General features: G+C 58.1%; 25 protein-coding genes and 3 tRNA genes. 4 read left to right on the top strand and 24 right to left on the bottom strand.

Features of this window, described 5'->3' with window-relative positions; translation table 11 throughout:
• The 10 genes from VNT00_RS17865 to VNT00_RS17820 all read right to left on the bottom strand — a co-directional run.
• A partial coding sequence (locus VNT00_RS17865) for a GTP-binding protein (RefSeq protein WP_325583600.1) occupies positions 1-140 on the bottom strand: 140 nt, incomplete at its 3' end.
• Positions 141-189: 49 nt separating this feature from the next.
• Positions 190-264 (bottom strand) — tRNA-Thr (locus tag VNT00_RS17860).
• A gap of 54 nt (positions 265-318) precedes the next feature.
• Positions 319-392: transfer RNA gene (locus tag VNT00_RS17855), tRNA-Gly, on the bottom strand.
• A 102-nt stretch (positions 393-494) separates the two neighbouring features.
• Positions 495-581, bottom strand: a tRNA-Tyr gene (locus VNT00_RS17850).
• A 58-nt stretch (positions 582-639) separates the two neighbouring features.
• Positions 640-1,629, bottom strand: a complete 990-nt coding sequence (locus VNT00_RS17845; RefSeq protein ID WP_325589962.1) for an asparaginase — start codon at positions 1,627-1,629, stop codon at positions 640-642.
• Positions 1,622-2,596 carry a ParB/RepB/Spo0J family partition protein gene (locus VNT00_RS17840; RefSeq protein ID WP_325589960.1) on the bottom strand — a complete coding sequence of 325 codons (975 nt, stop codon included), beginning with the start codon at positions 2,594-2,596 and terminating at the stop codon, positions 1,622-1,624. Before VNT00_RS17840 ends, VNT00_RS17845 begins: the two co-directional genes overlap by 8 nt.
• A 12-nt stretch (positions 2,597-2,608) precedes the next feature.
• Positions 2,609-3,445, bottom strand: a complete 837-nt coding sequence (locus tag VNT00_RS17835; protein ID WP_325589958.1) for a ParA family protein — start codon at positions 3,443-3,445, stop codon at positions 2,609-2,611.
• Positions 3,442-4,116, bottom strand: coding sequence for a 16S rRNA (guanine(527)-N(7))-methyltransferase RsmG (gene rsmG / locus VNT00_RS17830; protein ID WP_325589956.1), 675 nt, complete (start codon positions 4,114-4,116; stop codon positions 3,442-3,444). The genes VNT00_RS17835 and rsmG overlap by 4 nt, the downstream gene beginning before the upstream one ends.
• Positions 4,116-6,032 (bottom strand): tRNA uridine-5-carboxymethylaminomethyl(34) synthesis enzyme MnmG, encoded by a 1,917-nt coding sequence (gene mnmG, locus VNT00_RS17825; protein WP_325589954.1) that lies wholly within the window; start codon positions 6,030-6,032, stop codon positions 4,116-4,118. Before mnmG ends, rsmG begins: the two co-directional genes overlap by 1 nt.
• Positions 6,033-7,137: 1,105 nt before the next feature.
• Entirely contained in the window at positions 7,138-7,344 is a 207-nt protein-coding gene (locus VNT00_RS17820) for a cold-shock protein (protein WP_325589952.1), read from the bottom strand.
• A gap of 419 nt (positions 7,345-7,763) precedes the next feature.
• Here VNT00_RS17820 and VNT00_RS17815 point away from each other — a divergent pair, with 419 nt between their 5' ends.
• Entirely contained in the window at positions 7,764-8,933 is a 1,170-nt protein-coding gene (locus tag VNT00_RS17815) for a methionine aminotransferase (RefSeq protein ID WP_325589950.1), read from the top strand.
• Positions 8,934-9,549: 616 nt separating this feature from the next.
• Here the strand turns inward: VNT00_RS17815 and VNT00_RS17810 are convergent.
• The 4 genes from VNT00_RS17810 to VNT00_RS17795 all read right to left on the bottom strand — a co-directional run bounded on the left by VNT00_RS17810 (position 9,550) and on the right by VNT00_RS17795 (position 13,905).
• Positions 9,550-10,599 carry a metallophosphoesterase gene (locus VNT00_RS17810; RefSeq protein WP_325589948.1) on the bottom strand — a complete coding sequence of 350 codons (1,050 nt, stop codon included), beginning with the start codon at positions 10,597-10,599 and terminating at the stop codon, positions 9,550-9,552.
• A gap of 175 nt (positions 10,600-10,774) precedes the next feature.
• Complete coding sequence (locus VNT00_RS17805; protein ID WP_325589946.1) at positions 10,775-11,257, bottom strand: MarR family winged helix-turn-helix transcriptional regulator; 483 nt, start codon at positions 11,255-11,257, stop codon at positions 10,775-10,777.
• Positions 11,238-13,055: an acyl-CoA dehydrogenase C-terminal domain-containing protein gene (locus tag VNT00_RS17800; RefSeq protein ID WP_325589944.1), complete on the bottom strand. Its 1,818-nt coding sequence runs from the start codon at positions 13,053-13,055 to the stop codon at positions 11,238-11,240. Before VNT00_RS17800 ends, VNT00_RS17805 begins: the two co-directional genes overlap by 20 nt.
• Before the next feature lie 46 nt (positions 13,056-13,101).
• Complete coding sequence (locus VNT00_RS17795) at positions 13,102-13,905, bottom strand: crotonase/enoyl-CoA hydratase family protein (protein WP_414650953.1); 804 nt, start codon at positions 13,903-13,905, stop codon at positions 13,102-13,104.
• A gap of 309 nt (positions 13,906-14,214) precedes the next feature.
• Between VNT00_RS17795 and VNT00_RS17790 the strand changes: the two genes are divergently transcribed.
• Complete coding sequence (locus tag VNT00_RS17790; protein ID WP_325589942.1) at positions 14,215-14,571, top strand: hypothetical protein; 357 nt, start codon at positions 14,215-14,217, stop codon at positions 14,569-14,571.
• An 81-nt stretch (positions 14,572-14,652) separates the two neighbouring features.
• On the opposite strand, the gene VNT00_RS17785 is transcribed toward VNT00_RS17790, so the two are convergent.
• Genes VNT00_RS17785 through VNT00_RS17770 form a run of 4 tightly spaced genes read right to left on the bottom strand, consistent with a single transcriptional unit; the run spans position 14,653 to position 18,885 of the window.
• Positions 14,653-14,961 carry an antibiotic biosynthesis monooxygenase family protein gene (locus VNT00_RS17785; protein ID WP_325589940.1) on the bottom strand — a complete coding sequence of 103 codons (309 nt, stop codon included), beginning with the start codon at positions 14,959-14,961 and terminating at the stop codon, positions 14,653-14,655.
• A 14-nt stretch (positions 14,962-14,975) separates the two neighbouring features.
• Positions 14,976-16,532 (bottom strand): AMP-binding protein, encoded by a 1,557-nt coding sequence (locus VNT00_RS17780; protein WP_325589938.1) that lies wholly within the window; start codon positions 16,530-16,532, stop codon positions 14,976-14,978.
• Positions 16,529-17,737, bottom strand: coding sequence for a thiolase family protein (locus VNT00_RS17775; RefSeq protein ID WP_325589936.1), 1,209 nt, complete (start codon positions 17,735-17,737; stop codon positions 16,529-16,531). The genes VNT00_RS17780 and VNT00_RS17775 overlap by 4 nt, the downstream gene beginning before the upstream one ends.
• On the bottom strand, positions 17,734-18,885 hold the full coding sequence (locus tag VNT00_RS17770; protein ID WP_325589934.1) for an ABC transporter substrate-binding protein: 1,152 nt from the start codon (positions 18,883-18,885) through the stop codon (positions 17,734-17,736). Before VNT00_RS17770 ends, VNT00_RS17775 begins: the two co-directional genes overlap by 4 nt.
• A 123-nt stretch (positions 18,886-19,008) precedes the next feature.
• On the opposite strand from VNT00_RS17770, the gene VNT00_RS17765 reads away from it, so the two are divergent.
• Positions 19,009-19,965 (top strand): LysR substrate-binding domain-containing protein, encoded by a 957-nt coding sequence (locus VNT00_RS17765; protein WP_325589932.1) that lies wholly within the window; start codon positions 19,009-19,011, stop codon positions 19,963-19,965.
• 1 nt (position 19,966) lies between these two features.
• Here the strand turns inward: VNT00_RS17765 and mnmE are convergent, their stop codons facing one another.
• Positions 19,967-21,355 (bottom strand): tRNA uridine-5-carboxymethylaminomethyl(34) synthesis GTPase MnmE, encoded by a 1,389-nt coding sequence (gene mnmE, locus VNT00_RS17760; protein ID WP_325589930.1) that lies wholly within the window; start codon positions 21,353-21,355, stop codon positions 19,967-19,969.
• 176 nt (positions 21,356-21,531) lie between these two features.
• On the opposite strand from mnmE, the gene VNT00_RS17755 reads away from it, so the two are divergent.
• Positions 21,532-21,828, top strand: coding sequence for a YciI family protein (locus VNT00_RS17755; RefSeq protein ID WP_325589928.1), 297 nt, complete (start codon positions 21,532-21,534; stop codon positions 21,826-21,828).
• 209 nt (positions 21,829-22,037) lie between these two features.
• On the opposite strand, the gene VNT00_RS17750 is transcribed toward VNT00_RS17755, so the two are convergent.
• The 5 genes from VNT00_RS17750 to rpmH form a co-directional block, all read right to left on the bottom strand.
• Positions 22,038-23,471, bottom strand: a complete 1,434-nt coding sequence (locus VNT00_RS17750; RefSeq protein ID WP_325589926.1) for a catalase — start codon at positions 23,469-23,471, stop codon at positions 22,038-22,040.
• Positions 23,472-23,974: 503 nt separating this feature from the next.
• Positions 23,975-25,675, bottom strand: a complete 1,701-nt coding sequence (yidC, locus tag VNT00_RS17745; protein WP_325589924.1) for a membrane protein insertase YidC — start codon at positions 25,673-25,675, stop codon at positions 23,975-23,977.
• A gap of 111 nt (positions 25,676-25,786) precedes the next feature.
• Positions 25,787-26,020, bottom strand: coding sequence for a membrane protein insertion efficiency factor YidD (gene yidD / locus VNT00_RS17740; RefSeq protein ID WP_325589970.1), 234 nt, complete (start codon positions 26,018-26,020; stop codon positions 25,787-25,789).
• Positions 26,021-26,028: 8 nt separating this feature from the next.
• The gene (gene rnpA, locus VNT00_RS17735) at positions 26,029-26,391 is read right to left on the bottom strand and encodes a ribonuclease P protein component (protein WP_325589968.1); all 363 of its coding nucleotides are present in this window, start codon (positions 26,389-26,391) and stop codon (positions 26,029-26,031) included.
• A gap of 47 nt (positions 26,392-26,438) precedes the next feature.
• Positions 26,439-26,573, bottom strand: coding sequence for a 50S ribosomal protein L34 (gene rpmH / locus VNT00_RS17730; RefSeq protein WP_013521800.1), 135 nt, complete (start codon positions 26,571-26,573; stop codon positions 26,439-26,441).
• Positions 26,574-26,817 lie beyond the last annotated feature (244 nt).

The following is a 26,817-nucleotide window of genomic DNA, read 5'->3' as shown; positions in this document are numbered from 1 at the left end:
TAGCCCTTGGCTTCCCCGCCGCCGGCCTTGGCCAGCACCGTCGTGATCGCCGCCGTCAACGTCGTCTTGCCGTGGTCAACGTGGCCAATCGTGCCCACGTTTACGTGCGGTTTGGTCCGCTCAAACTTACCTTTTGCCATGGCTTACTCCTGACTATGGAATTACGCTGTAAAAAATAAATAATCGGTGTGGTGCCCATGACGCGGATCGAACGCGTGACCTCTCCCTTACCAAGGGAGTGCTCTACCACTGAGCCACATGGGCAACTGCTTTTCTGACACTGCCCGCCCCTATAACCAGGCGCGGACATCAAAAAACTGGAGCGGGTGAAGGGAATCGAACCCTCGTCGTAAGCTTGGAAGGCTTCTGCTCTACCATTGAGCTACACCCGCGAGGGGATTCTATTCTTTCCCGGCTTGATACTTAAACAGCCGGCCGCCTATGCCTTTTGCCGCAGGAAAGGGGCAAAAACATTCGGCAACCAGCCAAAGCCCTGGTGGTGGGAGTTGGATTCGAACCAACGTAGGCGCAAGGCCAACAGATTTACAGTCTGCCCCCTTTAACCACTCGGGCATCCCACCAAAAGAGAACCACGGATTATGAAGGGTTTTTCTTTGCTTGTCAAACGATGCAGACGCCTCATTCGGGCATGAAATAGGTTTGCAACACTGCGGGGTCGCGGCTTTGGGTCAGCGCGAGCATCAACCGTATCCGGGCCTTCTGTGGGCTTAGATGGCCCGAAACAATGAAACCCTCGTTGTCGTCGTCGATTTCGGCATTGCGGACGACCCGCCCCGATCCTGTGCGGCTGGCGCGAACCACCGCGACGCCGTCTGCGGCGGCCTTGGACAACACGGCAAGCACGTCGTCGGGGGCATTGCCGTTGCCTACCCCCGCCATGACGATTCCGTCCGGTTCCAAGCCTACACAGGCTCGCACCATGGCAACATCGGCGTCCGCGTGGACATGCAAAATGAATACCCTGGGAGGCGTTTCGGGCAAGACACCGAACATCGGCGCCGAGGCGGACGGAGCCGGGCTGTAATAGGCCAGATCCCGGCCCTGCACCCAGCCTGCCGGACCGCTGTTGGGCGAGGCAAAGGCATCGACCCCTGTGGCGGCCGTTTTTTGCACGTCGCGCGCACTGTGGATTTGCTCGTTCATGACGACCAGAACGCCGCGTCCGGCGGATTGCCTGCTGGCGGCCACCGCCAGCGCACCCAATACGTTGCCGGGGCCGTCGGCGCCAACGGCATGGGCCGGACGCATTGCGCCGGTGAGCACGACGGGAATCCCGCAGCAAAGCGTCTGGTCCAGAAAATAGGCGGTTTCCTCGAGGGTATCAGTGCCGTGCGTGATGACGATGCCGTCGACCGTTTCGCCATCTGCCAGGGTCTGCACCCTGGCAGCCAGCCGAAGCCAATCGGCATAGGCGATGTTTTGGCTGCCGATATTGGAAAGCTGTTCGCAATGCAGCTGCAGCCAGCCGTCGACATCCGGCAAGGCGGAAAGAATATTCTGCACGGACAAAGCGCCGGCCCGATAGCCCAGGCCGCCCTGCAGTGGCAAGCCCGCAATGGTGCCGCCCGTTCCCAGAACGGCAATGCGGGGCCTGACGGGATCAGGCATCGACGACGCCGGCCAGGCCCTGGCGCTCGAGCAGGGAATTAAGATGTTCCCAGTCGTGGAAGTCGATGAGCAGCTGGCCGCGGTTGCGGGGCCCGATTTTCAGGGTCACCTTGGTGCCCAGATGGTCGGACAGCGCGGCCTCGAGGCGTTTGGCGTCGCCCGACTGCGCCACGACGGCGCGCGCAGAGCGGGTGGGAGGCTCTTCGGCTGCGCGGATGCTGCGGCCCACCAGCTTTTCCGTTTCCCGCACCGACAGGCGCTTGGCGATGATTTCGTTGGCAAGCAGGATTTGCTGCGCAGCATCGGTGGCCAGCAGTGCGCGGGCATGGCCCATATCAATGTCGCCGGCCAGCAGCATGGTTTGCACCGGACCGGTAAGGTTCAGCAAGCGCAACAGATTGCTGGTGGCCGAGCGCGAGCGGCCGATGGCCTGCGCCGCCTGCTCATGGGTAAGGCCGAATTCGTCCAGCAGGCGCCGCACGCCCTGGGCTTCTTCAAGAGGATTGAGATCTTCGCGCTGGATGTTTTCAATAAGCGCCATGACCGCGGCGTTTTCGTCTTCCACTTCGCGAACCAGCACCGGAACTTCGGCGAGTCCGGCGATTTGCGCGGCGCGAAACCGGCGCTCGCCAGCAATGATTTCGTATTTACCGGCATCCGCGCCCTGCAAGGGACGAACCAGAATGGGCTGCATGATGCCCTGCGTGCGGATGGAATCGGCCAGCTCGTTGAGCGCGCCTTCGTCCATGCGGGTACGAGGCTGATACTTGCCCGCCACCATGACGCCAACCTTGAGCACCGCGGGCGGAGCTTCCGGAACGGCTTCGGCGGCCTTGCCGAGCGTGCCGATGACGGGAGCGTCGGCGCCCAGCAGGGCGTCCAGGCCGCGGCCCAGACCTTTTGGTTTTTTCGCAGGGGCTTTTGCCGCGGGTTTCGTCGCCGTTTTCGGCGCTGCCTTTGTTGCCATGACGGTATTCCTTTAAATATTTGCCTGTTGGGGCGGCCGGGCAACAGCCTTCAGGGCTTCTTTCTTTACCCGTTTTACCAGTTCGTTGCCAAACTCGATATATGCTTTGGCGCCACGCGAATTCTTGTCGTAGACGGTTCCCGGCATGCCATGGCTGGGCGCTTCGGCCAGGCGCACATTGCGTGGAACAATGGCCTTGAAGACCCGATCTCCGAAGTGGGACTCGATTTGATCGGACACCTGCTGCTGCAGCGTGACGCGTGTGTCGAACATGACCCGCAGCAAACCAATGAGCTGCAAATCGGGATTGATGTTGTTGTGCACGCGCTTGATGGTGTTGACCAGGTCGGAAAGCCCTTCCAGCGCAAAGTATTCGCACTGCATGGGAATGATGACGCCATGCGCCGACGCCAGGCCATTGAGCGTCAGCAGGGACAAAGTCGGCGGGCAATCGATGAGGATGAAATCGTATTCGTCCAGCACCAGCGTAATGGCCTGCTTGAGCTGCTGCTCTCGCTGGTCCATTTGAATGAGGTCGATTTCGGCGCCGGAAAGTTCGCGGTTGGACGGCAGGACATCGTAGCCGCCGGACTCCGACCGCACGGCGGTTTCGGCGATGCTGGCTTCGCCGATAAGCACCTGGTAAAGATTGGCCTTGAGCTTGTTTTTATCGATCCCGCTGCCCATGGTTGCGTTGCCTTGGGGATCGAGGTCGATGAGCAGCACACGCTTGTTCAGTGCGGCCAGAGCCGCCGCGAGGTTGATGGCGGTTGTTGTCTTGCCGACGCCCCCCTTCTGGTTCGCAATGCAAAAAACCTTTGCTATTTCGACGGCGCTATTTTGATTCATGGGTTTCCTTGACGACTCATCCAGACTAAGCAACGTTGGGCGTCCAGCTCGGGCACCGTCAACGGTTCGATACGTTCGACAAGCCAGCCGGTTTTTTGCTGCAACGCAGCAATCTCCTCGGTGGGCTCACGCCCTTTCATGGCCAGCAGACGGCCATTTTGCGATACATGGTGGCCCGCAAGCGCGGCAAAATCATCGAGCGATGCAAAAGCCCTTGAAACCACGATATCGGCATCCAGGGACGGCAGGCTTTCGACCCGGGCATGTTCCGCATGCAGGTTGGGCAAACCCAACACGCCGGTCATCTGGCGTACGAACGCCATTTTCTTTTCGACGGCATCGACGCAACGCACCTGCCATTGCGGTTCCATGACGGCGATTACCACGCCCGGCAAGCCGCCACCCGACCCGACATCGACGATAAGCCTCCCAGACGAGACAGTAGCATCGCCCAGGGCCCGCCGCAATGGCTGGATGACGGCCAGGCTGTCAAAGACATGCTGAACCAGCATCTGCCCCGCGTCGCGCAGCGCCGTAAGATTGTAAGTGCGGTTCCAGCGCTGCATTTGCTGCATATACATCAACAGCGTCTGGGCCTCGCGAGGCGTTATGGCAAGGCCCAGGGCCTGAGCCGCGCCATTCAGGCGGCGCTCGAAATCATCTTGTGCCATTACGCCGCTTTCTTGCCGTACTGCAAACGTTTTATATGGATAAGCAGCAGAGATATTGCCGCGGGCGTTATGCCCGAGATTCGGCCAGCCTGGCCGACCGTGGTAGGCCGCGCGGCTTTCAGGCGCTGGCGAACCTCGATGGAAAGACTGGTGATGGCGTCGTAATCCAGCTCTTCGGGAATAGGCTGCTCGTTTTGTTCAGCCTGCTTTTGCACGTCGTCCATCTGGCGAGCCACATAGCCCGCGTATTTGACCTGGATCTCGACCTGCTCCGCCGCCACCTCGTCGGAAAGCCCCGGCCCGCCCAGATTTTGGCCTTCGATATTCTTGAGTTCGGTCAACGCCTTGTAGGAGACTTCCGGGCGCCGCAGCAAATCGTAAAGTGAGTACTCACGTTCTATTTTCTTCCCCAACAATGCTTCCGAAGCCTGAACGCTTAGTATCCTGGGGTTCACCCAGCTTGATTTCAGGCGCTCGATTTCCTGAGCTACGGCATCGCGCTTGCGATTGAAAACATCCCATCGAATATCGTCGACCAAGCCTAATTTTCGGCCGGTTTCGGTAAGGCGCAGATCGGCATTGTCTTCGCGCAGGCTTAAACGGTATTCCGCCCGCGAAGTAAACATTCGGTATGGCTCGGTAACCCCGCGTGTAATCAGATCGTCTACCAGAACACCCAGATAGGCTTCACTGCGTTTAGGTGTCCAGCCTTCCTGACCAGCAGCTTGCCTTGCTGCGTTTATCCCTGCCAGCAAACCTTGTGCGGCAGCTTCTTCGTAGCCCGTAGTACCGTTGATTTGGCCGGCAAAAAACAGACCCTTGATCGCACGGGTTTCCAGGGTTGCATGCAATCCACGTGGATCGAAATAATCGTATTCGATCGCGTAGCCCGGACGCATGATGATTGCATTTTCCAAACCTGGCAGGCTACGGACCAAAGCAAGCTGGATATCGAACGGCAGGCTGGTAGAGACGCCATTTGGGTAAATCTCGTTGGTGCTTAACCCTTCCGGTTCGAGGAATATTTGGTGGCTGGCTTTATCAGCAAAACGATGGATCTTGTCTTCAATGGATGGACAATACCGGGGACCTATACCTTCGATCTCGCCCTTGTCGCTATACATGGGCGACCGATCCAGGCCAGACCGAACGATGTCATGGGTTTTTTCGTTCGTGTGCGTAATCCAGCACGGCATTTGCTGCGGATGCAGATCAGCGGAACCCATGTACGAGAATACGGGTACGGGGTCCAGATCCCCCGGTTGGACTTCGGTTTTGCTGAAATCAATACTACGCGCATCGATACGAGGCGGCGTGCCGGTTTTAAGCCGCCCTTGGGGCAGTTGCAATTCTTTTAACCGTTGACCCAGGGATATAGCCGGAGGATCCCCCGCGCGCCCGCCGGAGTAATGATCCAGTCCCACATGAATCAGCCCATTCAAGAACGTACCTGTGGTCAAGACAACTGTTTTCGCCTTGAACTTGATCCCTACCTGAGTGACTGCCCCAACCACTTTATCGCCCTCAACCATCAAGTCTTCTACCGCTTGTTGGAAGATCATCAGATTTGGCTGATTCTGCAAAATGGTTCTTATCGCCTTGCGATACAAGGAACGGTCAGCCTGGGCACGGGTAGCACGAACAGCCGGCCCTTTGGAACGATTCAATATCCGAAACTGTATTCCTGCCTGATCGGTGGCATAGGCCATTGCTCCACCCAACGCATCCACCTCTTTAACGAGATGGCCTTTACCAATTCCCCCAATGGATGGATTACAAGACATCTGTCCCAGTGTTTCCATATTATGAGTAAGCAATAGCGTTTTGGCGCCTGACCGCGCCGAGGCCAAAGCAGCCTCGGTGCCGGCATGGCCTCCGCCAACAACTATTACATCGAATTCATCGGGGTAGATCATTTTAAAGATAGGTAGAGCAGAATAGAGTCCGAATTATACTTCCCCGTTCTCGACGTTTCACGTGGAACAACTTTATTGTTTGTAAATCTCGCCGTGTTTCACGTGAAACACAACACTTGCGATCTCGGCCAATAGATAGCCCAGAGTAATTTTAATTCGAATATTTCACTGACCAACAGATATCCAGGCTCAGAAAATAGGGTTTTGCTACTAGAACAATTTCAGCTTAAGTATTTACACTGGCGGCAATGCCTAAGTTCGAAGAAGGGGTTTCGCCGCTAATCACTACCGCAAGGCCGGGGAGCGCCTGTGCCGGTAAGCGAAGTTGGAGCAAGCCATGGCGGCGGCCGTTTTCGGGAGGCAAGCGAGCCGTTGTTCGAGGACGGCGTTGACGGCCAGCCGGGGGCTGGCCGTTCGTCCGAGTTCGGCGAGCGCCCGAAAACGGCTGTCGCCATGGGTAGCCCCGGCTGCCGGGGCCGCCGCGACCTGAGCGCACCGGTGCAGGCGCTTCCCGGCCGTTCAAGAACCTAAAAAACACCCACTCCAATAACAAGGATCTAGGTCGAAGCCAACCGCCCAATAACAAAGTGCCAAAAAGTCGGGAAAAACACAGTTATTAAATCAAACAACATCAGATCATGTTTCACGTGAAACAAAAATAAGCTGAGCCTAAAATGCCTAAACCATCTCTGTGAATAACTCTGTGCATAACCCTGTGATTTCAAGCTTGATAATTTCGGGCTGCTCAAGGCTACAGGCTATCTTCACCGACAGCGCACCCAAATGTCCCTATATCCCTCCGAGGACTCAAATCCGAAAACGGGTACAGGCAAACACGATCGAACCAGGTAAATGTTATCCAGTAAATTGTGAACAACCTTGTGTATAACAAGGTGGGAAACCGGTGCATAGAAATGCAAGAGCCAGGTAAAACCTAAGGCCTTCTTAGAACGAAAGGTTCAACAAAAGAGGCCAATATCTACCTGGTCAGCAGCGAATATGAAGTGTCTGACCCTGACTAAGAAATCACAAGGCCAAAAATAAAACGTCCCACCGAAGTGGGACGTTCCCTAATTTGTGCGGATGCCACACAAACCAAACAGCTTTAGATTGCGCGGATTCCGGCTGCTTGCGGGCCCTTGGGGCCGTCTTTTACTTCGAATTCAACTTCCTGACCTTCGTTGAGGCTGCGATAGCCGCGGCCTTCGATTTCCGAAAAGTGAGCGAATACATCTGCTCCGCCTTCATCGGGGGTAATGAAACCAAAACCCTTGTCAGCGTTAAACCATTTAACTTTGCCCTTCTGAGCCATAATGCGTAGCGTCCAAAAAAATAAACAAAAATGCAATGAATCAAGACGCTCACATCAACAGCCTGAAACCTGCAACAGGAGTTCAATATTGATTGAAGCCTGGCGCAAATACCCATAGCGGAAGCTTGCGTGCGGCCTGTTTCAAATGCAGATGTGAGCATACCTATAGGGATTGGTATTTTCAAATACTTATTAACCCCAATGTGGTTTTTTATCGTCAAATAAAAATTAATATAAAGACTGTCAAATTAGAGTTATACGAAATGACGAATAAAAATACCTTTTGATTATTTTGAATATAGAGCGGTTTAATACCTACAAGCTATTTTCCAGGACCCAGGCAATAAATGCATCCGAATGGAAAACAGCATTAATACCCACCAACAATATCCTTTTTCAGCCATCAATATATTAGCGGCATGAACATTCAATCCAAACTACCCAACGTGGGAACCACCATATTTACCGTCATGAGCCAAATGGCCATCGACAACAATGCCATCAACCTCGGCCAAGGCTTTCCAGATTTCAATCCCCACCCGGAGCTTGTTCACCTGGTAAGCCAGGCCATGGAACAGGGGCATAACCAATATGCCGCTATGTCAGGGGTGCCCGCACTTCGTCATCAGATCAGCAAGAAAATAAAAACTCTATACGGCCATTATTACGATCCGGATACGGAAATTACCGTTACCAGCGGTGCAACCGAAGCCTTAATGGCCACCATTCTTGCTCTGGTCAACGCAGGTGATGAAGTCATAGTCATCGAGCCGGTTTACGACCTATATATACCTGCAATCGCACTGGCAGGAGGGATTCCCGTAGTCGTTCCAATGATTCCCCCGAATGAAGAGCAGCCAAAATACAGCATGGATTGGCAACGCGTTCGTGACTCTATAACTGCCAAGACAAGAATGATTATCCTGAATTTTCCTCATAACCCAACCGGAAACATTCTTGCCGAACACGAACTGGATATTCTTGAATCCATTGTTCACGATACAGGCATCCTGATATTGTCCGATGAAGCCTACGAACATATTGTTTTCGACGGAGAACCGCATCGAAGCATTTCCACGAGACGCGCTTTGGCAAACAATGCGATCGTGGTTTTTTCGTTTGGCAAAACGTTTCATACAACAGGCTGGAAAATCGGTTACTGCACAGCACCGGCAAAATTAACCGCCGAAATACGCAAAGTGCACCAATTCAGCGTTTTCAGCGTAAATACCCCCATGCAATATGCATTGGGCCAGTTTCTGGAAAATCCGCAGCACTATATGAATTTATCCGGCTTTTACCAGGCAAAGCGGGACTATTTTTCGAGTGCGTTGGCAACAAGCAGGTTCAAACCATTGGTAAGCCAGGGTACGTTTTTCTTGCTGGCCGACTACAGCAGCATCTCCAATGAAACCGAAATGCAGTTTGCGCAAAAAATGACCAAGGAACATGGTGTAACCGCTATCCCCATGGCCGCGTTCTACCAGAATCCCGAAGCACCCAAATCGAATCACGGGCTCGTTCGCCTGTGTTTTGCCAAGCAAAACGCAACGCTCGATGCCGCCCTTGAACGATTGAAACAAATCTAAAGTCCGCAAACCACCTCCGGGGCCAACTGATCAAACCTGCCTGCCAAAGCCCGGAACGCTCTTCCGGGAACCACCAAGACGGCCAAAACTTCCGTGGATCGAAGTATAGGCCAGGAATGGAAGAGGGTGTGAAGCCAGGATGGCAGGCCGAAAAGGGTTGATGTTTTTGGTTGTTTATCTTTTTTATATATTAAATTGGTAAGAATGATGGGTGTCTGTGGATAACTCTAACAAGCCAATCTTTTGATGTTTTTTCAACAGCCTACAAGCAATTTTTTTGCGGATAAGTCGGGTTTAGCAAAAGGATGGATTCTGGACAACTTTTGGCTGTTGAAAATAACGATAGCTTGTTAGCCTTCCATCCACAAGCTATCCACAAACCAGCCTTCCAGTACTTATCCACAATGTAATATATTGTAAATAACCATCTACGATAGGGGGGCTCGGCACTGCTGGGCCCTTATTTTTGCCGTGGAACCATTGCCGCGGCAAAAAACTCTTCATGATGGCGAGTTTTGCCTGGTAGCGTTTTGTGCTGTGCGGCTGTTTGGTTTGAACAGGCAGGAGCCGGCCTGGCTGCTGCCTGCCAATCTCATGCGAGGTATTCGTGCTGTTGCTATTCGGTGGCGATGATTTCGCCGGTGTCGAATACAAGGCGGTTTTCAGGCCACTGGAGCGCTGCCAGCCTGAACCGGGAGGGAGGGGAGCGTCGCGCCTTTCTATCGCGCCAGCGAGCTCCTACGGAGTAATCAACGCAGAATACATTACGATGCCTGCCGTGCCAGGCCGTGGGGGGGATATTGCGGAACAGCTGGCTGTAGCGCGGCGTCTGCGTGGAAGCGCCGGGCTTGAGCAGGCGCCAGTAATGACCGATGACAACGGGAACCCGGTCGTCGTAATGGTCCCACCAATTGACCCTGTCTGAAAACCGCCAGCGGTTGCCGGCGAAGAACGGCGTGTCGGCCTGCTGCTCGACGCCCGAGGTCAAGACCTTGAGCGGGTTGATCATTTGCTGGGTAGCTTCGTATTCGGCAATGGAATACAGGAATGGCGGAGGGTTGTGTTCGTCCTCGAGTTGGGCTGCCCAGCGGGCTTTCTCGGCCTGGCAGCGTTGAAATAGACCAGAGGCTTCCGCCTTGGATTGCGCGATGGAATCCCATAGCTTGAACTGCTGGGTGACGCTGCCTATGGGGACGTCCTGGATGGCTTCGATGGCGGAAGTGGTCCAGGCGGCGTGGACGACACGGATATCGTCGCGTATCAGGGCTATGGGCAAATTGCCCAGAAAGTCGCGCACCGCCTGCCGGCGCTCCGGCGCGGTGCGCTGGAACGGGGCGTAATTCTTGAGATCCGCCTTGTAACGCTCGTCGAAAAACCAGCCTGAACCGTCCTTGATGTCGTCTATCAGCAAATTGATTTCGTGATTGCCGAGAATGGAATAGGCGTTGCCATTGGCAATAAGCGATTGAACTAGGGCAAGCACGCCGTCGCTGTCCGGGCCTCTGTCGACCAGGTCGCCGATAAAAACCAGCTTTCTGTGTTTGGGGTGGTTTCCGCGCTCGTCGTAGCCAAGTTGAAGCAACAAGGCCTGCAATGCCGAAAGTTCGCCGTGGATGTCTCCGACAATATCAAGAGGGTTGTCTGGCAGTTGTTTGACTAAGTACATGCAATCATGAATGCGGAGGGCAAAAAGACGGATCGGCGCTTATGCAGGTGACTGGTTGGGCGCCCATTCGGCAAATGGAAAAAGACTTTTTATTTTAAAGCACTCGGGTTGGATACCCCCAAAAACCCTTGAGCCGTCATAGGCCCGTGGTCTTGATATAACCCAGGCCTGTCGATTAATTATTATCGTGCAGAAATACTTTTTGCAGCAGCCGCATCAGTTCCATGCGCTCTGCCTTGGTCAATTGCGGTATGGCTTCCAGCTTTTCGGCGCCAGCCTGGGCTTTGGCGCATAATTTCGCGCCCTTTTGGGTAAGGGCCAAAATTTGCGAGCGTTTATCCAGCGGGTTGCGCTGGCGCACCAGTAAACCGTCCGCCTCCATGCGGTCGAGCAGGGTAGCCAGATTGGGCGGCGACACATTTATGGTTTGTCCAAGGCGCTTTTGATTGATCTGCGGATTGGCCTTCACCAAAGACAGCACCGTAAACTCAACCGGCCGCAGGGAATGCTTGGCCAGCTGCTTTTTGATAACGGGAATGACTGCAAGATAAGCCTGCAGGCAGTTGTAGCCCAATAGACTCAGCAAGTCGCTTTGGTCTATTGGGGGAGGCGCCACGTCACGGGCCGTGGAGGTCTGCTTAACTGTTGCGGCAGGCATCGCGAATAGCCTTGGCGAAGAATGTGGTTTGCCTGCCTTTGGCGCTGTTTTTCAGGCTGCTTTCAATAACGGACAAAAGCTGTTCGGTTTCGGGCAGGACAAACGAGTAGTAATAGTCGGCGGTCGACAGTTTTTCGGTATGGAAGCCGAGGTCTTTATCCAGATTGGCCTGGGCCGCATGCGCGGCACGCAGCCAGAGCCAGGCGAACGCGCTGTGTCCCACCAGCCGCAACACTTCCGGCGCTATTTGGTAGGGCAGTTCCGGATACTGGGCGCTGGTCTCGATAATGCCGGCAATGGCGCTGCGAATGCGTTCGACAAGGGCCTTCAATTGATTGGCGTATTCGGCGAACTGGCCTTGCGCATGCTGCTGAACGGTGGCGTCGATGCTGCCCAGGAATCGATCCAGGCCGCGGCCGCCGTCGGCAATGATTTTCCGGATCAGCAAATCCACCGCCTGGATTTCATTGGTGCCTTCATACACCATGGTGATGCGCGAGTCGCGCACGTATTGTTCGATGCCGGTTTCGGCGACGTAGCCGTGGCCGCCGTATATTTGCAAAGCCTGGCTGGCGCCTTGAAACCCTTGCTCCGTCAGCATGGATTTGATGATGGGCGTCATGAGCGCCAGCTGCGATTCCATGGATTTTCGGACTTCGGCATCGGAATGATGTTCGGCATGATCGAGCAGCAGCGCATTCCAGTAGGTGAGCATACGCCCGCCTTCGAGATAGGCGCGCTGCGTCATGAGCAAGCGCTGCACGGCCGGATGCATGATGATGGGATCTGCTGCTGCGCTCTTGCGGTCGGCGGACCTGCTGACCGACCGCATCTGCAGCCTTTCCTGAGCATACGACAGGGAGTTCTGGTAGGCGGTTTCAGAGATTCCAACCCCGTTTATGCCGACTGCCAGCCGCGCGGAATTCATCATGACGAACATGGCGGCCAGGCCCTTGTTGGGTTCGCCGACCAGCCAGCCAGTTGCTTCGTTGAATTGCATGCTGCAGGTCGGGCTGCCGTGGATGCCCATTTTGTGCTCGATGCCAGTGCATTCGACGGCATTGCGCGCACCCGGTTCATTGCCGTCCGGCAGGAATTTGGGCACCAGAAACAGGGAAATGCCTTTGCTGCCGGCCGGCGCATCGGGCAGGCGGGCCAGAACCAGGTGCACGATGTTGTCTGTCATGTCCTGTTCGCCGCCCGAAATGAAGATTTTGTTGCCGCTGATGCGGTATGAGCCGTCTGCCTGGGGCACGGCGCGGGTGCGCAGAAGCCCAAGGTCGCTGCCGGCATTGGCCTCGGTGAGGCACATGGTGGCCAGCCACTCGCCGCTTACGATCTTGGGCAGGTAGCGCTGCTTGAGTTCGGTGGAAGCATGGCGGTGCAGGCAGGCGTAGGCGCCGTGAAGCAGTCCGGGAAACATGGTCCAGGCATGGTTGGTGGCGCTGAGCATTTCGTACAGGACGCTGTTGAGCGTATGGGGCAACCCCTGGCCGCCGTATTCGGGATCGCAGGCCAGCGCGGGCCAGCCGGCTTCGCGGAACTGCCTGTACGCCTGGGCGAAGCCTTTCGGCGTGGTGACCGTTCCTTCGCTGTAGCGCGCGCCTTCCCGGTCGCCCACTGCGTTCAGCGGGAAAAGGACTTCGCTGGCAAACCTTCCCGCTTCCTCTATAACCTGGAGCATCAAGTCGTCGTCGATTTCGGCGAAAGCGGGAATGGTGCGCAAGGACTCGGACGCGTTTAGGAGGTCGGACAGCACGAACTGGATGTCCTTGAGCGGGGCCTGGTAGGTGAACATGGTGAAGAATCCGATGTAGTAGGTATTGCGTGCGCGGCGGCCGAGCTCAGGACTTGAACTGAACCTTGTTTTTCTTGCCCTGCAGGAACTGGGCGAGAAGATCCAGGGTGGCCGGGTCGGTTTGCGCGACGGCTGCCATGAGGGATTCGGTGGCCAGGCCGTCCTGGATGTTTTGATCGGCAATACGCGGCAACATGTGCATGACGCCGTAGTTGGTCATGGCGGCGTTGGTGGCGATGCTTTCGGCCAGCTCCATGGCCTTGGCCAAGCCTTCGCCTTCGCCCACGGAATACTGCGAGATCCCGATGTCGTGGCCTTCCCGGGCGCTGAGCACCCGGCCGGTCAGCATGAGGTCGGTCATGCGGGGAACGCCGATGAGGCGCGAAATGCGCACCGAGCCGCCGCCGCCCACAAACAGGCCGCGCTTGCCTTCGGGCAGGGCGTAAAAGGCCGAGGGTTCCGCAATGCGTATGTGGGTGGCCGATGCCAGCTCGAACCCGCCGCCCACGACGGCGCCGTGCAGTACGGCAATGACCGGTGCGCGGCCGAACTGGATATGTTCGAAGGCGGCATGCCACCTGCGCGAGTGCAGGACGGATTCGGGCACGCTCATGGCGCTTACCTCGGAAAGATCCAGCCCGGCGCAAAAGTGATCGCCTTCGCCGTGCAGGACGATGGCCTTGACGAATTCGGGCATGGATTCGAAGCAGGCGTTGATGGCCATGACCAGTTCTGTGTTGATCGCATTGCGTTTTTCGGGGCGGGTAATCTTTACCTGGGCGATGGCGCCAACGTGCGTGACGGACAGAAGATGGGAGTAATCGGGCTGGCTCATGGTGGCAGGGCTCATAAAAGTGGGCTAATTTAGTTATAAAAAATAATAGTTATTAATTATAAATATTTTCGGGGAATAATCAAGAAAATGTGGATTGGCCGAACGCTGCGCTGACGTGGGCTGTGTGGCCATATTCCCAGGGTTGCGGTATGTCGTGGAAAACGTGGTGATGCGGCGACAAAATTGATAAAACACAACACTTTTGGATTCATTTCAGAGAAAACTGACAATTATTAATATATGTAAGTATTGAAAAGTAACAACAGGTTTTATAATTGGCGGATGTCTTGCTCAACGAGAACCATTTTTTAAGGTGCATCAAGCATGAACCCTCCCAGGAAAATCGACCCGCAGGTTCAAAGCGCCGCCAATGGGAAGCCGCCGAGCATGACGTCGTGGAGCAACGAAACCCGCGCCCAGATCGAGGCGCAGTATCGAGCCTGGGAGCGTATCAGCACAAAAATGGTCAAGAGCGCCGAAGACCTGTCCAAGGACGCGCCGGCGGTGTATAGCAAGGAAGAAATGCTGCAGCTGGACACCATGCTCAAGAACATGAGGCAGCTTTCCTTATGGCTAGGCGGGGAAATGGGCCAGAAAATCGAAATGCTGCATACCGTGACCAAGCTGGCTTACGAGCGGCATCTCGCCCATTTTGCCAAGGTGCATGCTTCGCAGAACTGAACGCGCGCCACAAGGCGACCCGCTAACCGCGTTCGGCCTGATTTGCTGAAATATACCGGCGGCGCAGCGGGAAGGTCGAGATCAGGGCTTGACCCAGCTTCGATCGGACTTGATTTCGGCGATCTGGATCGTGTAGTGGGTGAACAGCTCTTTCTTTCCCAGGGGGATCGCCTTGCGGTGCTCCGCGTTACTCATCCAGGCGCGCAATGACTCGGCGTCCCGCCAGTAGGAAAGGGTAATGACCTTGCCCGGTGTATCGCGGCTGACGAAACCTTCCTTTGAGATAAAGCCGTCGATGGTCCGGGCTTCGACCAGCAGTTCCGTGACCAACGCCCGGTTTTGTTCTTCCTTGCCGGGAACCGTTCCAAATTCAATAATACATACCAGCATTTGTCGTCTCCTTGTCAAATGTCATTGCGCGCCGCGGCGGGCTCGAATGCGGGTCTCAAGGCCTTTTTGTCGGTCTTGCCGACGGATGTCTTCGGCATGGCGTCGATAAAGCTGATGCGCGCGGGCAGTTTGTATTTGGCCAGGTTCCTGGCGCAATGCTCCAGAAGTTCTTCCGCCTGGCAGGTGCCGTTGCGGCGCAGAACGACGAAGGCGTGTAAAGACTGGCCCCGATAGCTGTCGGCTTCGGCAATGACCGCCGCTTCGATGACTTCCTGATGAAGCAATAAAACCTCTTCGATTTCGCGCGGATAAACGTTGTATCCGCCGACGATGATCAAGTCCTTCTTGCGATCCTGGATATACAGGTATCCGTCTTCGTCAAGGACACCGACATCGCCGGTGTACAGCCAGCCCTCACGCAGGGCCTCGGAGGTTTCGAGCGGGAGGTTGCGATAGCCTTGCATGATCTGGGGACCCCTGGCGCGAATTTCGCCAGGCGTTCCTTGGGGCATTGCCAAGCGGCCAGTTTCAACGTCGACGATTTCGATTTCGGTGTCTGGCAGCGCGCGTCCCACGGACCCAGCCTTGATTGGACCTTGCGGGCCGTTATACGCCAGCACGGGACCGGCTTCTGTTTGCCCATAGCCTTCATAGATGGGAACACCCACAATGGAGCGCCAACGGTTGAGCACTTCGACGGGAAGGGCCGAAGCGCCGGAATAGCATGTCTTTACGGAATGCCAGTTCGTGGTGGTTACCTTGGGATGATCGAGCAGGCCGATATAAATGGTGGGGCTGCCGGGAAAAATGGTAATGGCGTGCGTCTCGATGGCTTCCAGCAACGCTTCGCGCCGGTAGGCGGGCAATATGACCAGAGTGCCCCGGCAGCGCGCGGACAGGTACAGACCCATTGCCATTCCATAGGAATGAAACAAGGGCATGGCGCAAAGAATTCGCTCTTCATCTTCCCGCGTGGGTAGAACGGCTTCGCGCTGCTCTACATTTGCGCGCAGCGAAGCATGGGTAAGGTTCACGCCCTTGGGTTTTCCAGAAGTGCCGCCCGTGTATTGCAAAATGCCCAATGAACCCGCGCTTATGCCCGGCAAGGTCGAGACATCGGCAAATGGGGTGTCCGCCAGGCATCTTCCTTCATGGCCAACCCATATCGCGGGGATGCCAAGGCCGGATAACAGCGGCTGCATAACAGGCTGCAGGACGGCGTCGGCCAGGACGAGATCGAGATCGGCGTCTTCCAGCTGGTAAGCCAGTTCCCGTACTGTGTAGGCGGGATTCATCGGCAGCAGCTGGGCGCCGGCGGCCATGACGGCAAAGTGGGCAACGCATGCGTCGATGGAGTTGGAAATAATGGTTCCGATCCGTCCTTTCACCGGCCTGTGGCCAAGAAGCTCGGCCGCCAGGCCCAGCGAGGCATGCGCATACGTGCGGTAGTCGATCTCTTTGGCGTCGCAGACCAGCGCGCAACGATTTGGACTGGCAATGGCGGCGTCCAGCAGAAGTTCGACAACAGAACCCGCAAAGCGATCTTTCAATTGGTGCAGCGAAACACTCATCGGGGGGCATCCTCGACCCTGACGACTACGGCCATTGCGGAATCCCCCGCCGCGCATCCCGTGAACAGGCCGATGCCGCCGCCTTGCAATTCCAGTTCCTCGATCAGTTCCATGACGGAACGCAAGCCGGTGGGCCCCTGAGGATGACCCCAGATGAGCGAGCTGCCGTAGTTGTTGATCTGCATGACGTCGAGCCCGGTTTCCCTGGCCAGGGCGATATCGTTGATGACGAAGGGATTGTGGGTTTTGACGGCGTTCAACTGGGCAATATTCACTTGCGCGCGTTCCAGCGCCAGCCTGGCGGCGGGAATGGGCGCGTAGGGCATGAAGGCCGGCTCGGCGCGAGCCTGGCCGAAGCCGAGGATTTGCACCTGGATTTCAGGGCGCGAGCTGAGTTCCCGGGCTCGTTCCCGGGATGTCACCAGCATTCCGGCATTGCCATCGGCGGGATGGGTTTGCCCCCCGTAGGTCACAGATCCGCCCGGGGCCACGGGCCGCAGCCTGGCGAGTCCTTCGGCGGTTGATGCGAAAATGCCTTCGTCGCCGTCGATGCGATTAATGGTTTTGGCCAAAGCGGCGTTGGGCACGTCGAACGGCAATGCCATGAATCGTCCAAGGAAGGCGCTGTCGTTTTCAAGCGCGGCCTGGTATTGATGGTAGCGGCGCAGGACGACCTCGTGTTGTTCCTGGGTGGAAATGCCGAACCTGGAGGCGACATTTTCCGCGGTGGTGAGCATCGAAAGAGAGGTGGCGGGGTCTTTCTCGATGTTGGCCAGCACCCAGGCTTCGTTCTCGCCCGTGCCGCCAGGGCCCAGGGGATTGGGGTAATAGATTTGCGGGCCGTTGGAAATCCGGTCGGCGGCAATCACCAGCGTGCATTCCGAGGTGCCGTCCGCGATCGCCTGCGAGGCGGCAGCCAGGCATCTTGCGGATGTTGCGCAGGCCTGGGCAATATGCGGGCCCGCCAGATGGGGGGCGCCCATCATCGTGGCGACCCAAGGCAGGCCATAGAAAGCGCCAGGCTGGGGAACGGTTGAACCCAGGACGCCCATATCGATGCGGGATGCGTCGATGTTGCGTTCTGCAAGCGCGTGCCGGGCAACGTGGGCGGCGAACTTCAGGCTATGCAGGTGGGCGAAGCTGCCCTGCCACTTTGCGAAGGGCGTGCTCCAGTAGGCGCCGTAGGGAATATAGGCCGATGTCATTTCGCCAGTCGCCATTGCCCGTTCTTGACCTGAACCATGACGCGGGCCCGCTGGTCCAGCCCGTTATGGTTGGTTGCCGATATGTTGTAGATGCCGTTGGTGCCAACCAGGCCGGCGGTGTGGTTTTCCAATGCGTCGCGGATTGCGGTGCGGAATTGCTCGGTTCCGGGCTTGGCGGTTTTCAGTGCGACGCCGGCCGCTTTATCCAGCAGCAGGTAGGCGTCGTAGGCCCAGGTGGTAAAGGCGTTGACCGGCCCGTCGCCGTAGGCTTTTGAATACTTGGCCATGAAATCGGCCGAGACTTTCTTGATGGGGTCGGAATCGCTGAGATCCTTGTACACGACGACCGGACCGATAGGCGCCAGCGCGCCTTCCACGCCTTTACCGCCGATGCGCAGGAAATCGCCATTGACGGCGCCGTGGGTTTGATAGACCTTGCCCTTGTAGCCGTTGTCGGCCAGGGTGATCTGGGGAAGGGCGGCGGGGGTTCCCGCGGCGCCGATCAATACGGCGTCAGGGTTCAGCGACTTTGTCTTGAGGGCCTGCGCGACCACGGAACTATCGTTGCGGGCATAGCGTTCGTTGTTGACCACCTTGAGTCCGTACTTGCCGGCAAGCGAGGTAAGGGTCTTGTAGCAAAGATCGCCCCAGGAGTCCGAGTACCCAATGTAGCCCACGGTTTTCACGCCGGTGGCCTGCATGTTTTCAAGTATGGCCTCGATCATCAGGCCGGCGGGCTGCGGCACCACGAACACCCAGGGAAACTGGGCGGGTGCGGGCGTGAAGGGAGCCATCGAAATATGCGGAGTTTTGTTTTCCGCCGCGACGCCGGCAATCGCGATAGCGGAAGGCGTGTTGGACGCCGCGATCAGCGCGTCGACATGATCTTCGGAGATCAGCTTTTTTGCATTCTTGATGGCAAGCGAAGGATCCGTGGCATCGTCCAGGACAATGTATTTGACAGGTTCCCCGGCCAATGTCGGCGGCAGCATGTCGATCACGTTCTTTTCCGGCCTGCCTTGCGAGGAAGCGCCACCCGTGGCGCTAAGAACGACGCCAACGGCGATGTCGGCGTGGGCCAGGGGTGTGGCGGCGGTAAAGAGGGTAAGGCATGAAAGCACGAACAGAGATTTAGTGCTGGATTTCACGGGTCGTCTCCTTTATTGGTGATGTATGGTTGTTATGATAGGAGCAGCTTTTCCCCGTGGGCGCTTTCGAGAAAAATTACATATGCGTATAACCAAATCCGTATTGCAATGACTCAAGCCGGCATGCAGACCCCTCCTGTAGCCTTGAACCGCGTACGTTCCCGGCTGCGGATGCGCCACCTTGTCTTCATCGAGGCGCTGGCGCGGCGCAAGAATATCAGGCAGGCGGCGCAAGACCTGTTCATCACGCAGCCGGCGGCCAGCAAGCTGTTGACCGAGATCGAGTCGATATTCGATGCCAAGCTCTTCGAGCGCACGGCGCATGGGGTGGAAATGACTTCGCAGGGCGAAGCCTTGCTGCATTGGGCGGTAAAAGCGTTGTCCGACATGGACGCCGCGCAAACGGAAATCGAGACCCTGACGGAGGGATGGGCGGGGCGGGTAAGAGTGGGCGTATTCCCCGTTGCCGCACCCGTGCTCGTTCCCGACGCCATCGTCCTGCTGCGCGACACCCGTCCGCAAATCAAGGTCAGCATGCACGAAGGGCTGGAAGACACCCTGATCCCCATGCTGCAAAAAGGGCTGCTTGACTGCATCATCGGACGGATGACGTCCCAGCCGAATTCGCGTTCGGTCTCCACGGAAATATTGTTTGAAGAACCCACGGTCGTGGTCTGCCGGCCCAATCATCCGCTGCTTGGAAAACCAAGCTGGGAAGCCCGCGAGCTGAACGCCTACGACTGGGTCCTGCCTTCCACGATAGCGCCGCTGTATGCCTTGGTAACGGCCGGGCTCGCCGCCTATTCTGCCGCTGCTCCCAGGGTGTCGGTGGAAACCTCGTCCATCCTGATGATCCTGGAGATCATCAGGCAGACCTCGATGCTCTCGGCAATTCCCGAAGGCGTCGCCAACAGGTTCGTGCGGGCGGGGCAACTGGCCATCCTGCCCTTGCCGCTATCGGTCAACCTGCATCCCGTTTGCATCATCACGGTAAGCGAGGCCCCGCTCAATGCGGCCACCTCCGCGTATCTGGAAGCCGTCCGGAAGGTTGCGGCCGACTATCGGGCGCAGCGGGGGTGATTCACTTCCCAATACAAAAGCTGGAAAAAATCTCGCCCAGCAGGTCGTCGCTGGTGAATTGGCCGGTGATGGTGCAAAGGTCGTCGTGGGCCAAGCGGAGTTCTTCGGCGAACAGGTCAAGCACGCGGTCGTTGTGGCTGGCGTGTTCGTCGGCGATGTCCAGGTGTTCGGCCGCGAGGGTCAGGGCGCGCAGGTGGCGTTCGCGCGCGAGCCAGGGCGATTCGGCGCTGGGGTTCCAGCCGGCGATGTCCAGAAGCCGCTGGCGCAGATCGTCCAGGCCGGCGCCGGTCTTGGCGGAAATGCCGAGGCTGGATTCGTGGCTTGCGCCTGCGTTCACGCCGGGCAGGGCCATTACGCCCTCCGCCTCCAGCAGGTCGATTTTGTTGTAGACCTTGAGCACGGGGGTGCGGGGGGGCAGGCGCTGGGTGATGGCGGAGTCTAGTTCGTCGTTGTGGGTGCGTGCGTCCTGCAGGTGGATGATGACGTCGGCCTTTTCGATTTCGGCCCAGCTGCGTGCGATGCCCAGGCTTTCGACGGTGTCTTCGGTGTCGCGCAGGCCGGCGGTGTCGATGATGTGCAGGGGCACGCCTTGTATGTGGATTTGCTGGGCGACTTTGTCGCGGGTGGTGCCGGCGATGGGGGTGACGATGGCGATGTCGTCGCCGGCCAGGGCGTTGAGCAGGCTGGATTTGCCGACATTGGGTTGCCCGGCCAGCACCACTTGCAGGCCTTCGCGCAAGATCATGCCTTGCCTGGCCTGGCGGACGAGCGCGGCCAGGTCCTGGCGGATTCCCTCCAGGGCGCTCCGGGCCTGGTATTTTTCGAGGAAGTCGATTTCTTCTTCGGGGAAGTCCAGGGTGGCTTCGACCAGCATGCGCAGGTGGACGATGCGTTCGGCCAGCGCGTTGACGCGCTTCGAGAACTCGCCGCTGAGCGAGGCCATGGCGCTGCGCGCGGCGGCTTCGGAAGAGGCGTCGATGAGGTCGGCCACGGCTTCGGCCTGGGCGAGATCCAGGCGTTCGTTGAGAAAGGCGCGGCGGGTGAATTCGCCGGGCTCGGCGTGCCGCAGCTCGATGTCCCGCCCCGCCTCGATGCAGCGCTCCAGCAGGCGGCGCAGCACGGCGGGGCCGCCGTGGCCCTGCAGTTCCAGCACGTCTTCGCCGGTATACGAGTGCGGCGCCTTGAAGTACAGGGCGATGCCGGCGTCGATGGGCAGGCCCTGCGCGTCGTTGAACGGCAGGTAGTGGGCGTGGCGGGGCTGCAATGGAGCGGAAAACAGGGCTTCCACCAGGCGGCTCAGGTCGCGGCCCGAAACGCGGACGACGCCGATGCCGCCGCGGCCGGGGGCCGTGGCGATGGCGACGATGGGCTGGTGGGAATAGGTGGTCATGGCAATAAGCGGTTTGCGTAGGGGGGGTGAGACGGCCGGCAGGAATGGGAGCCGGAGGCGGCCTTTACATTGTAGTGGGCGCGGGGACGTATCGGTGAATTGGCCTGTACCCATTGGCGCGCGGATCGGGCGCGATTAACATGGTGTCGGGCCTATCCACATATCAAGGAAGCATCATGCCGTATTTGATCGAAACCGACGACAAGGAACACACCCACGCTTTGCGCCAGGCGCTGCGGGACAAGCATCTGGATTATCTTGAAGCGCATCGCCCCTTGCTGCTGGCTTGCGGCGCCAAGCTGGATGACGACGGCATCGGCAGTTCGGGCAGCCTGTACATCCTGAACGTGGAAACCCGGGCGGAGGCGGAGCAGTTCATCAACGACGACCCGTTCGCGAAAGGCGGACTGTTCGAACGGATCAGCATTACGCGCTGGCGCAAGGCATATCTGGACGGCAAATGCTATTTGTAGCACTGCCTGCTCGGCGCGATGCCGCGGCCGGCAGTCAATACCTCATGGGGCGACTTGCGCAAGGCGCTACGCTCGACGCTTGCGTGCATGCGGATAAGGAGGCAGCAAAGTAAGAGCGCTGAAAGTGGAAACTGCATCCGCCTTCAGCGCTTTTGGAAACCCGCCCCGTGTTTATCGGGGCGGGTAGCTACGTTGCTATTGTTCCAGGCTTAGCCCAGGGCCTTGATGGCGGCGGCGACGCCTGCGCCATAGGCCGGGTCGGCCTGGCGACAGTGTTCGATATGCTTGGCCTGAACTTCCTTGGTGACGCCTGCAATGGCCCTGGCCGTGTTGTCGAACAAGGCCTGCTTTTGCGTGTCGTTCATCAGGCGGAACAGGTTGCCGGCCTGGGAGAAGTAGTCTTCATCTACCCGGTGGTTCCAGTGGTCGGCCGCACCCTCGATGGACAGCGGCGGTTCGCGGAAGTCGGGCTGATCCTGCCATTCGCCCTGCGCATTGGGCTGGTTGCCCGTGATGCCGCCGTAGTTGCCGTCGACCCGCATGGCGCCGTCGCGGTGATAGGCGTGCACCGGACACTTGGCGGCGTTGATGGGGATTTGGTGGTGATTGACGCCCAGGCGGTAGCGCTGGGTGTCGCCGTAGGAAAAGAGGCGGGCCTGCAGCATTTTGTCCGGCGAAAAACCGATGCCCGGAACGACGTTGGCGGGTGTGAAGGCGGCCTGTTCGACTTCGGCGAAGTAGTTTTCGGGGTTGCGGTTAAGCTCGAGCACGCCGACCTCGATGAGAGGGTAGTCGCCGTGCGGCCAGACCTTGGTGAGGTCGAAGGGGTTCAGGTGGTACTTGCCGGCATCGGCCTCGGGCATGATCTGGACGTACAGTTTCCAGCGCGGGAAGTCCTTGTTTTCGATGGCGTTGTACAGGTCGGCCAGAGAGCTTTCGCGGTCTTTGGCAATGACGGCGCCGGCTTCGGCGTCGGTGAAGTTCTTGATGCCCTGCTGCGTCTTGAAGGTGAACTTGACCCAGTGGCGCTCGTTCTTGGCATTGATGAAGCTGAAGGTATGGCTGCCGAACAGGTGCATGTGGCGAAAGCCGGCGGGAATACCGCGGTCGCTCATGATGATGGTGACCTGGTGCAGGGCCTCGGGCAGGCCGGTCCAGAATTCCCAGTTGTTCTGGGCGCTGCGCCGGCCCGTGCGGGGGTCGCGCTTGACGGCGTGGTTCAGGTCGGAAAATTTAAGCGGGTCGCGCATGAAGAAGACCGGCGTGTTGTTGCCGACCAGATCCCAGTTGCCTTCTTCCGTGTAGAACTTCATGGCCACGCCGCGAATGTCCCGCTCGGCGTCCGCCGCGCCGCGCTCGCCGGCGACCGTGGAAAAGCGGATGAACATGGGAGTGGTTTTGCCGACTTCCGAAAATATCTTGGCGCGGGTGTACTTGGTAATGTCGTGGGTAACGGTGAATGTGCCGTGGGCGCCGGCGCCCTTGGCGTGCATGCGGCGCTCGGGGATGACTTCGCGGTCGAAGTGGGCGAGTTTTTCAATGAGCCAGACGTCTTGCAGCAGCGCGGGCCCGCGGGGCCCGGCGGTCATGATGTTTTGGTCGTCGGCGACGGGTGCGCCGGCAGCGGTGGTCAGTTTCTTCATGGCAGTCCTTTTGGCAGTTGAGGTTGACACTACTGTTCCATAACGCTTTATAGCCTGGAAAACTGTGCGGGAGGCCCCCGGGGTGTTGTTTCCGGCCGCGTCTTTTTTGCAATGCCTTGAGCAGGCCCTTCGCATCGGTGGCAAGCACGCAGGCTGTCTGCCGGGCAATTGCCAGGTTCGGCGGGGTGATCAGGCACTCCTGGCAAAGTTTACGTGGCTGAACGGCCAAAACAAAGATAATTAATATAAATATATTAATAGTTAAAAACTATTTCAAAATGAGTGAGCGGCTACCGTGCAGCTCGGTTTGGGCACCGAGCGGTTCTCCATCAGGGAGCAAGACGATGGGCGGTGGAAATCAGGCCGCCTGGGCCGGATGATTGAGCGCCTGGAGGTTTCAGGTGGAAGCGGTGGTTTGCGGCCGGCCAAGAAAAACCCCCGATCGGCGGAAGCCTGATCGGGGGCGTGGCGCCGTTTGGGCGGCGCGCTGGCGTATTGGAAAACTAGCGGTGCGCCGCCGCGTTCTCCTTGTCCAGCTTGTGCATGATGAACCGCTGCTGGGCGATCGACACGGCGTTGTTGAAGCAGTAGTACAGCACCAGGCCGGCGGGGAAGAAGAACATCATGCCGCCGAAGACCAAGGGCATGAACATCATCATCTTGGCCTGCATGGGATCGGGCGGCGTGGGGTTCAGCTTGATCTGCAGGAACATGGTCGCCATCATGATGGCCGGCAGGATGAACAGCGGATCGCGGGCCGAGAGGTCGTGGATCCAGAGGATCCAGGGTGCGCCGCGCATTTCGACGCTGCCCAGCAGCACCCAGTACAGGGCAATGAACACCGGCACCTGGACAATCATGGGCAGGCAGCCGCCCAGCGGATTGATTTTTTCGGTGCGGTACATTTCCATCATGGCCTGGTTCATCTTGGCGCGGTCGCCGCCGAACTTCTCGCGCAGGGCCTGCAGCCGGGGAGCCACCAGCTTCATCTTGGCCATGGATCGGTAGCTGGCCGCCGACAGCGGGTAGAACACCAGCTTGATCAGCAGGGTCAGCACCACGATGGTCCAGCCCCAGTTACCCACGAAGCTGTGGATCCAGGTCATGAGCTTGAACAGCGGCTTGGCGATGATGGTCAGGAAACCATAGTCGACCACGACGTCCAGGCCGGGGGCCACGCGGCTCATGGCGCTTTGGTCCTGGGGGCCGACCCACAACTGGGACTGGATGGTCTTGTGCTGGCCCGGAGCGATGGCGCCCAGGGCTTCGATGGCGCGTACCGCGTAAAGGTTGTCGGAGACGCGCAGGATTTCGTTGTGGCGGGCCTGGCCTTCGGGCGGTACCCAGGCGCTGGCGAAATAGTGCTGCACCATGCCTATCCAGCCGTCGTTGGACTGCTTGACGTAGCTGGCCTTGTTCTTGTCGATGTCCGAGAACTTGACCTTCTGGTACTTGTCTTCGCTGGAATAGACGACCGGGCCGGTAAACGTGCTGTAGAAGTGCGACGTATTGGGGGGGTCGTTGCCGTCGCGGGTAAGCTGGTAATACAGCGAGGGGGTGACGGGGCTGTTGCCGACGTTGTAGACGTCGTTGCGCACGCCGATATCGTAGCGGCCCCTGTGCAGGGTGTAGGTCTTGACGACCTTGACGTCGCCGGACTGGGCCTCGAACACCACGTCGAGGCTGTCGCCGGACATGACGCGCTCGGACGAAACCAGGCGGAAGGGAGTAAGGTGGGTGGGGAAGCTTTGCCCCTGCGGCGCGCCGACGACGCCGGTTTGCGCCATGTAGGTGGAATGCGCGGAATCGTCCAGCAGCACCATGGGCTTGCTGGGATCTTCCAGGTCGGTGAACTTGGTGAGTTCGGCCTTGACCAGCTGCGCGCCCGTCGTGTCGAAGGTCAGGTCGTAGACGTCGGTCTTGATGTTGATTTTTTCCGACGGGCTGGCGGCCTTCCTGGCGTTTTCCGGCACGCCGCCCGTGGCGGCGGGAGCCGCGCTGGCAGTCACGCCCGTGGGAACGCTGGTGTCGGCCGGCTTGGCCGGAGCGCTGGCGGCGCCTGGCCTGGCGGGCGTCTTGCTGGTTTGTGTCTGGCCCCACTCGCCGAATAACGACGGCTTGCCGGTATGCACTTGCCAGTTGTTCCACAACAGCAAGAGCGAGAAGGAGAAAATCATCCAGAGGACGGTGCGTCGGATATCCATAGCGCCTGTTTCAAGTTAAAGCCGAGCAAAAGCTGGTTAGTTTAACGTAACCCAACTGAATGACAGTTGAGCCTGCGGTATTCAAAAAAAGCGGGTATGCCCATGAAAGGGCTACTCGCACAAATGCTTCGACCCCGGGACGGGATCGCAGCCGCCGTGACACCACGGGTTGCAGCGGGCAATGCGGCATATGGCCAGCCAAAGCCCGCGTACCGGTCCGTGGATTTCGATGGCCTCGATGGCGTAGGCGGAGCAGGTCGGGGTGAAGCGACAATTGCGGCCCAGCCAGGGGCTAAGAAAATACCGGTAGAACCGGATGGGGGCGATAAGCAGCGTTTGAGCGATGGTGCGGCTCATTGCCTTGCCTTGTCCAGCAGGAGGTCGGTTTCGGCGCGCACCAGCTTTTTCAGCTCGGTCAGCGTAAGCGGCCCGACTTTGCTGTGCAGCCGAAATACATAGTCGCGCAGGGGTAGATTATGCCGGCGCAGCCGAAATGCTTCGCGGATGACGCGTTTGATGGCATTGCGGGTGACCGCCCTGGCGGCAAAACGTTTGGCGATGATGAGCCCCAGACGTGCCTGCCCGGTTTCTTCCACAGGGTTGCGCGGTGTTGTTACAACGAACAAAGCCCCTCTGGCGATACGTTTGCCCTTGAGGGCGGCGGCGTATTCCGAGGGGCGGTGCAGGCGCGCCGCGGGAGTGAACGTGGCACGCATGGGCTGAATCGTAGCCAAGGGGACAGCCTTGGCTGAGCCAAGCTGGCTTAGACGGCCAGGCGCTTGCGGCCCTTGGCACGGCGCGCATTGATGACGGCGCGACCGCCGCGGGTTTTCATGCGTACGAGAAAACCGTGGGTGCGCTTGCGGCGGGTAACGGAAGGCTGGAATGTGCGTTTCATGGATAATCCAAATATAAAAGAGCTAAAAAGCGGTTGCTCATGGCTGTTGCCATGCTTGCCGCAGCAAAGCGGCGGCGCCAAGGCGCAAGCCGCGCAAAATGCGCTGGCGCGACCTGTAAACTGTGAGAAAGCCCACTATTTCAGCAAACTTTGTGAAATTAGTCAACTGCTTAGCATAAATACTAGGAACGTTTTGTATCCCGGCTTGTGGATAACTTGCCGTTCAACAGGGTAGAATCGAGGT

Source organism: Eoetvoesiella sp., assembly GCF_035555955.1.
Classification (GTDB): domain Bacteria; phylum Pseudomonadota; class Gammaproteobacteria; order Burkholderiales; family Burkholderiaceae_B; genus Eoetvoesia.
Note: the sequence above shows the minus strand (reverse complement) of the source record. Positions and strands in the feature narration are given on the sequence as shown.

Coding starts and splice junctions, on each gene's coding strand:
- VNT00_RS17765 (WP_325589932.1), top strand. CDS start 19,009: ATGCAGACCCCTCCTGTAGCCTTGAACCGCGTACGTTCCCGGCTGCGG.
- rnpA (WP_325589968.1), bottom strand. CDS start 26,391: ATGCGTGCCACGTTCACTCCCGCGGCGCGCCTGCACCGCCCCTCGGAA.
- VNT00_RS17780 (WP_325589938.1), bottom strand. CDS start 16,532: ATGAGTGTTTCGCTGCACCAATTGAAAGATCGCTTTGCGGGTTCTGTT.
- VNT00_RS17785 (WP_325589940.1), bottom strand. CDS start 14,961: ATGCTGGTATGTATTATTGAATTTGGAACGGTTCCCGGCAAGGAAGAA.
- yidC (WP_325589924.1), bottom strand. CDS start 25,675: ATGGATATCCGACGCACCGTCCTCTGGATGATTTTCTCCTTCTCGCTC.
- VNT00_RS17755 (WP_325589928.1), top strand. CDS start 21,532: ATGCCGTATTTGATCGAAACCGACGACAAGGAACACACCCACGCTTTG.
- VNT00_RS17845 (WP_325589962.1), bottom strand. CDS start 1,629: ATGCCTGATCCCGTCAGGCCCCGCATTGCCGTTCTGGGAACGGGCGGC.
- rsmG (WP_325589956.1), bottom strand. CDS start 4,116: ATGGCACAAGATGATTTCGAGCGCCGCCTGAATGGCGCGGCTCAGGCC.
- VNT00_RS17815 (WP_325589950.1), top strand. CDS start 7,764: ATGAACATTCAATCCAAACTACCCAACGTGGGAACCACCATATTTACC.
- VNT00_RS17795 (WP_414650953.1), bottom strand. CDS start 13,905: ATGAGCCCTGCCACCATGAGCCAGCCCGATTACTCCCATCTTCTGTCC.
- VNT00_RS17835 (WP_325589958.1), bottom strand. CDS start 3,445: ATGAATCAAAATAGCGCCGTCGAAATAGCAAAGGTTTTTTGCATTGCG.
- VNT00_RS17800 (WP_325589944.1), bottom strand. CDS start 13,055: ATGTTCACCTACCAGGCCCCGCTCAAGGACATCCAGTTCGTGCTGTCC.
- VNT00_RS17775 (WP_325589936.1), bottom strand. CDS start 17,737: ATGACATCGGCCTATATTCCCTACGGCGCCTACTGGAGCACGCCCTTC.
- VNT00_RS17790 (WP_325589942.1), top strand. CDS start 14,215: ATGAACCCTCCCAGGAAAATCGACCCGCAGGTTCAAAGCGCCGCCAAT.
- VNT00_RS17810 (WP_325589948.1), bottom strand. CDS start 10,599: ATGTACTTAGTCAAACAACTGCCAGACAACCCTCTTGATATTGTCGGA.
- mnmG (WP_325589954.1), bottom strand. CDS start 6,032: ATGATCTACCCCGATGAATTCGATGTAATAGTTGTTGGCGGAGGCCAT.
- VNT00_RS17750 (WP_325589926.1), bottom strand. CDS start 23,471: ATGAAGAAACTGACCACCGCTGCCGGCGCACCCGTCGCCGACGACCAA.
- VNT00_RS17805 (WP_325589946.1), bottom strand. CDS start 11,257: ATGCCTGCCGCAACAGTTAAGCAGACCTCCACGGCCCGTGACGTGGCG.
- rpmH (WP_013521800.1), bottom strand. CDS start 26,573: ATGAAACGCACATTCCAGCCTTCCGTTACCCGCCGCAAGCGCACCCAC.
- VNT00_RS17840 (WP_325589960.1), bottom strand. CDS start 2,596: ATGGCAACAAAGGCAGCGCCGAAAACGGCGACGAAACCCGCGGCAAAA.
- mnmE (WP_325589930.1), bottom strand. CDS start 21,355: ATGACCACCTATTCCCACCAGCCCATCGTCGCCATCGCCACGGCCCCC.
- VNT00_RS17820 (WP_325589952.1), bottom strand. CDS start 7,344: ATGGCTCAGAAGGGCAAAGTTAAATGGTTTAACGCTGACAAGGGTTTT.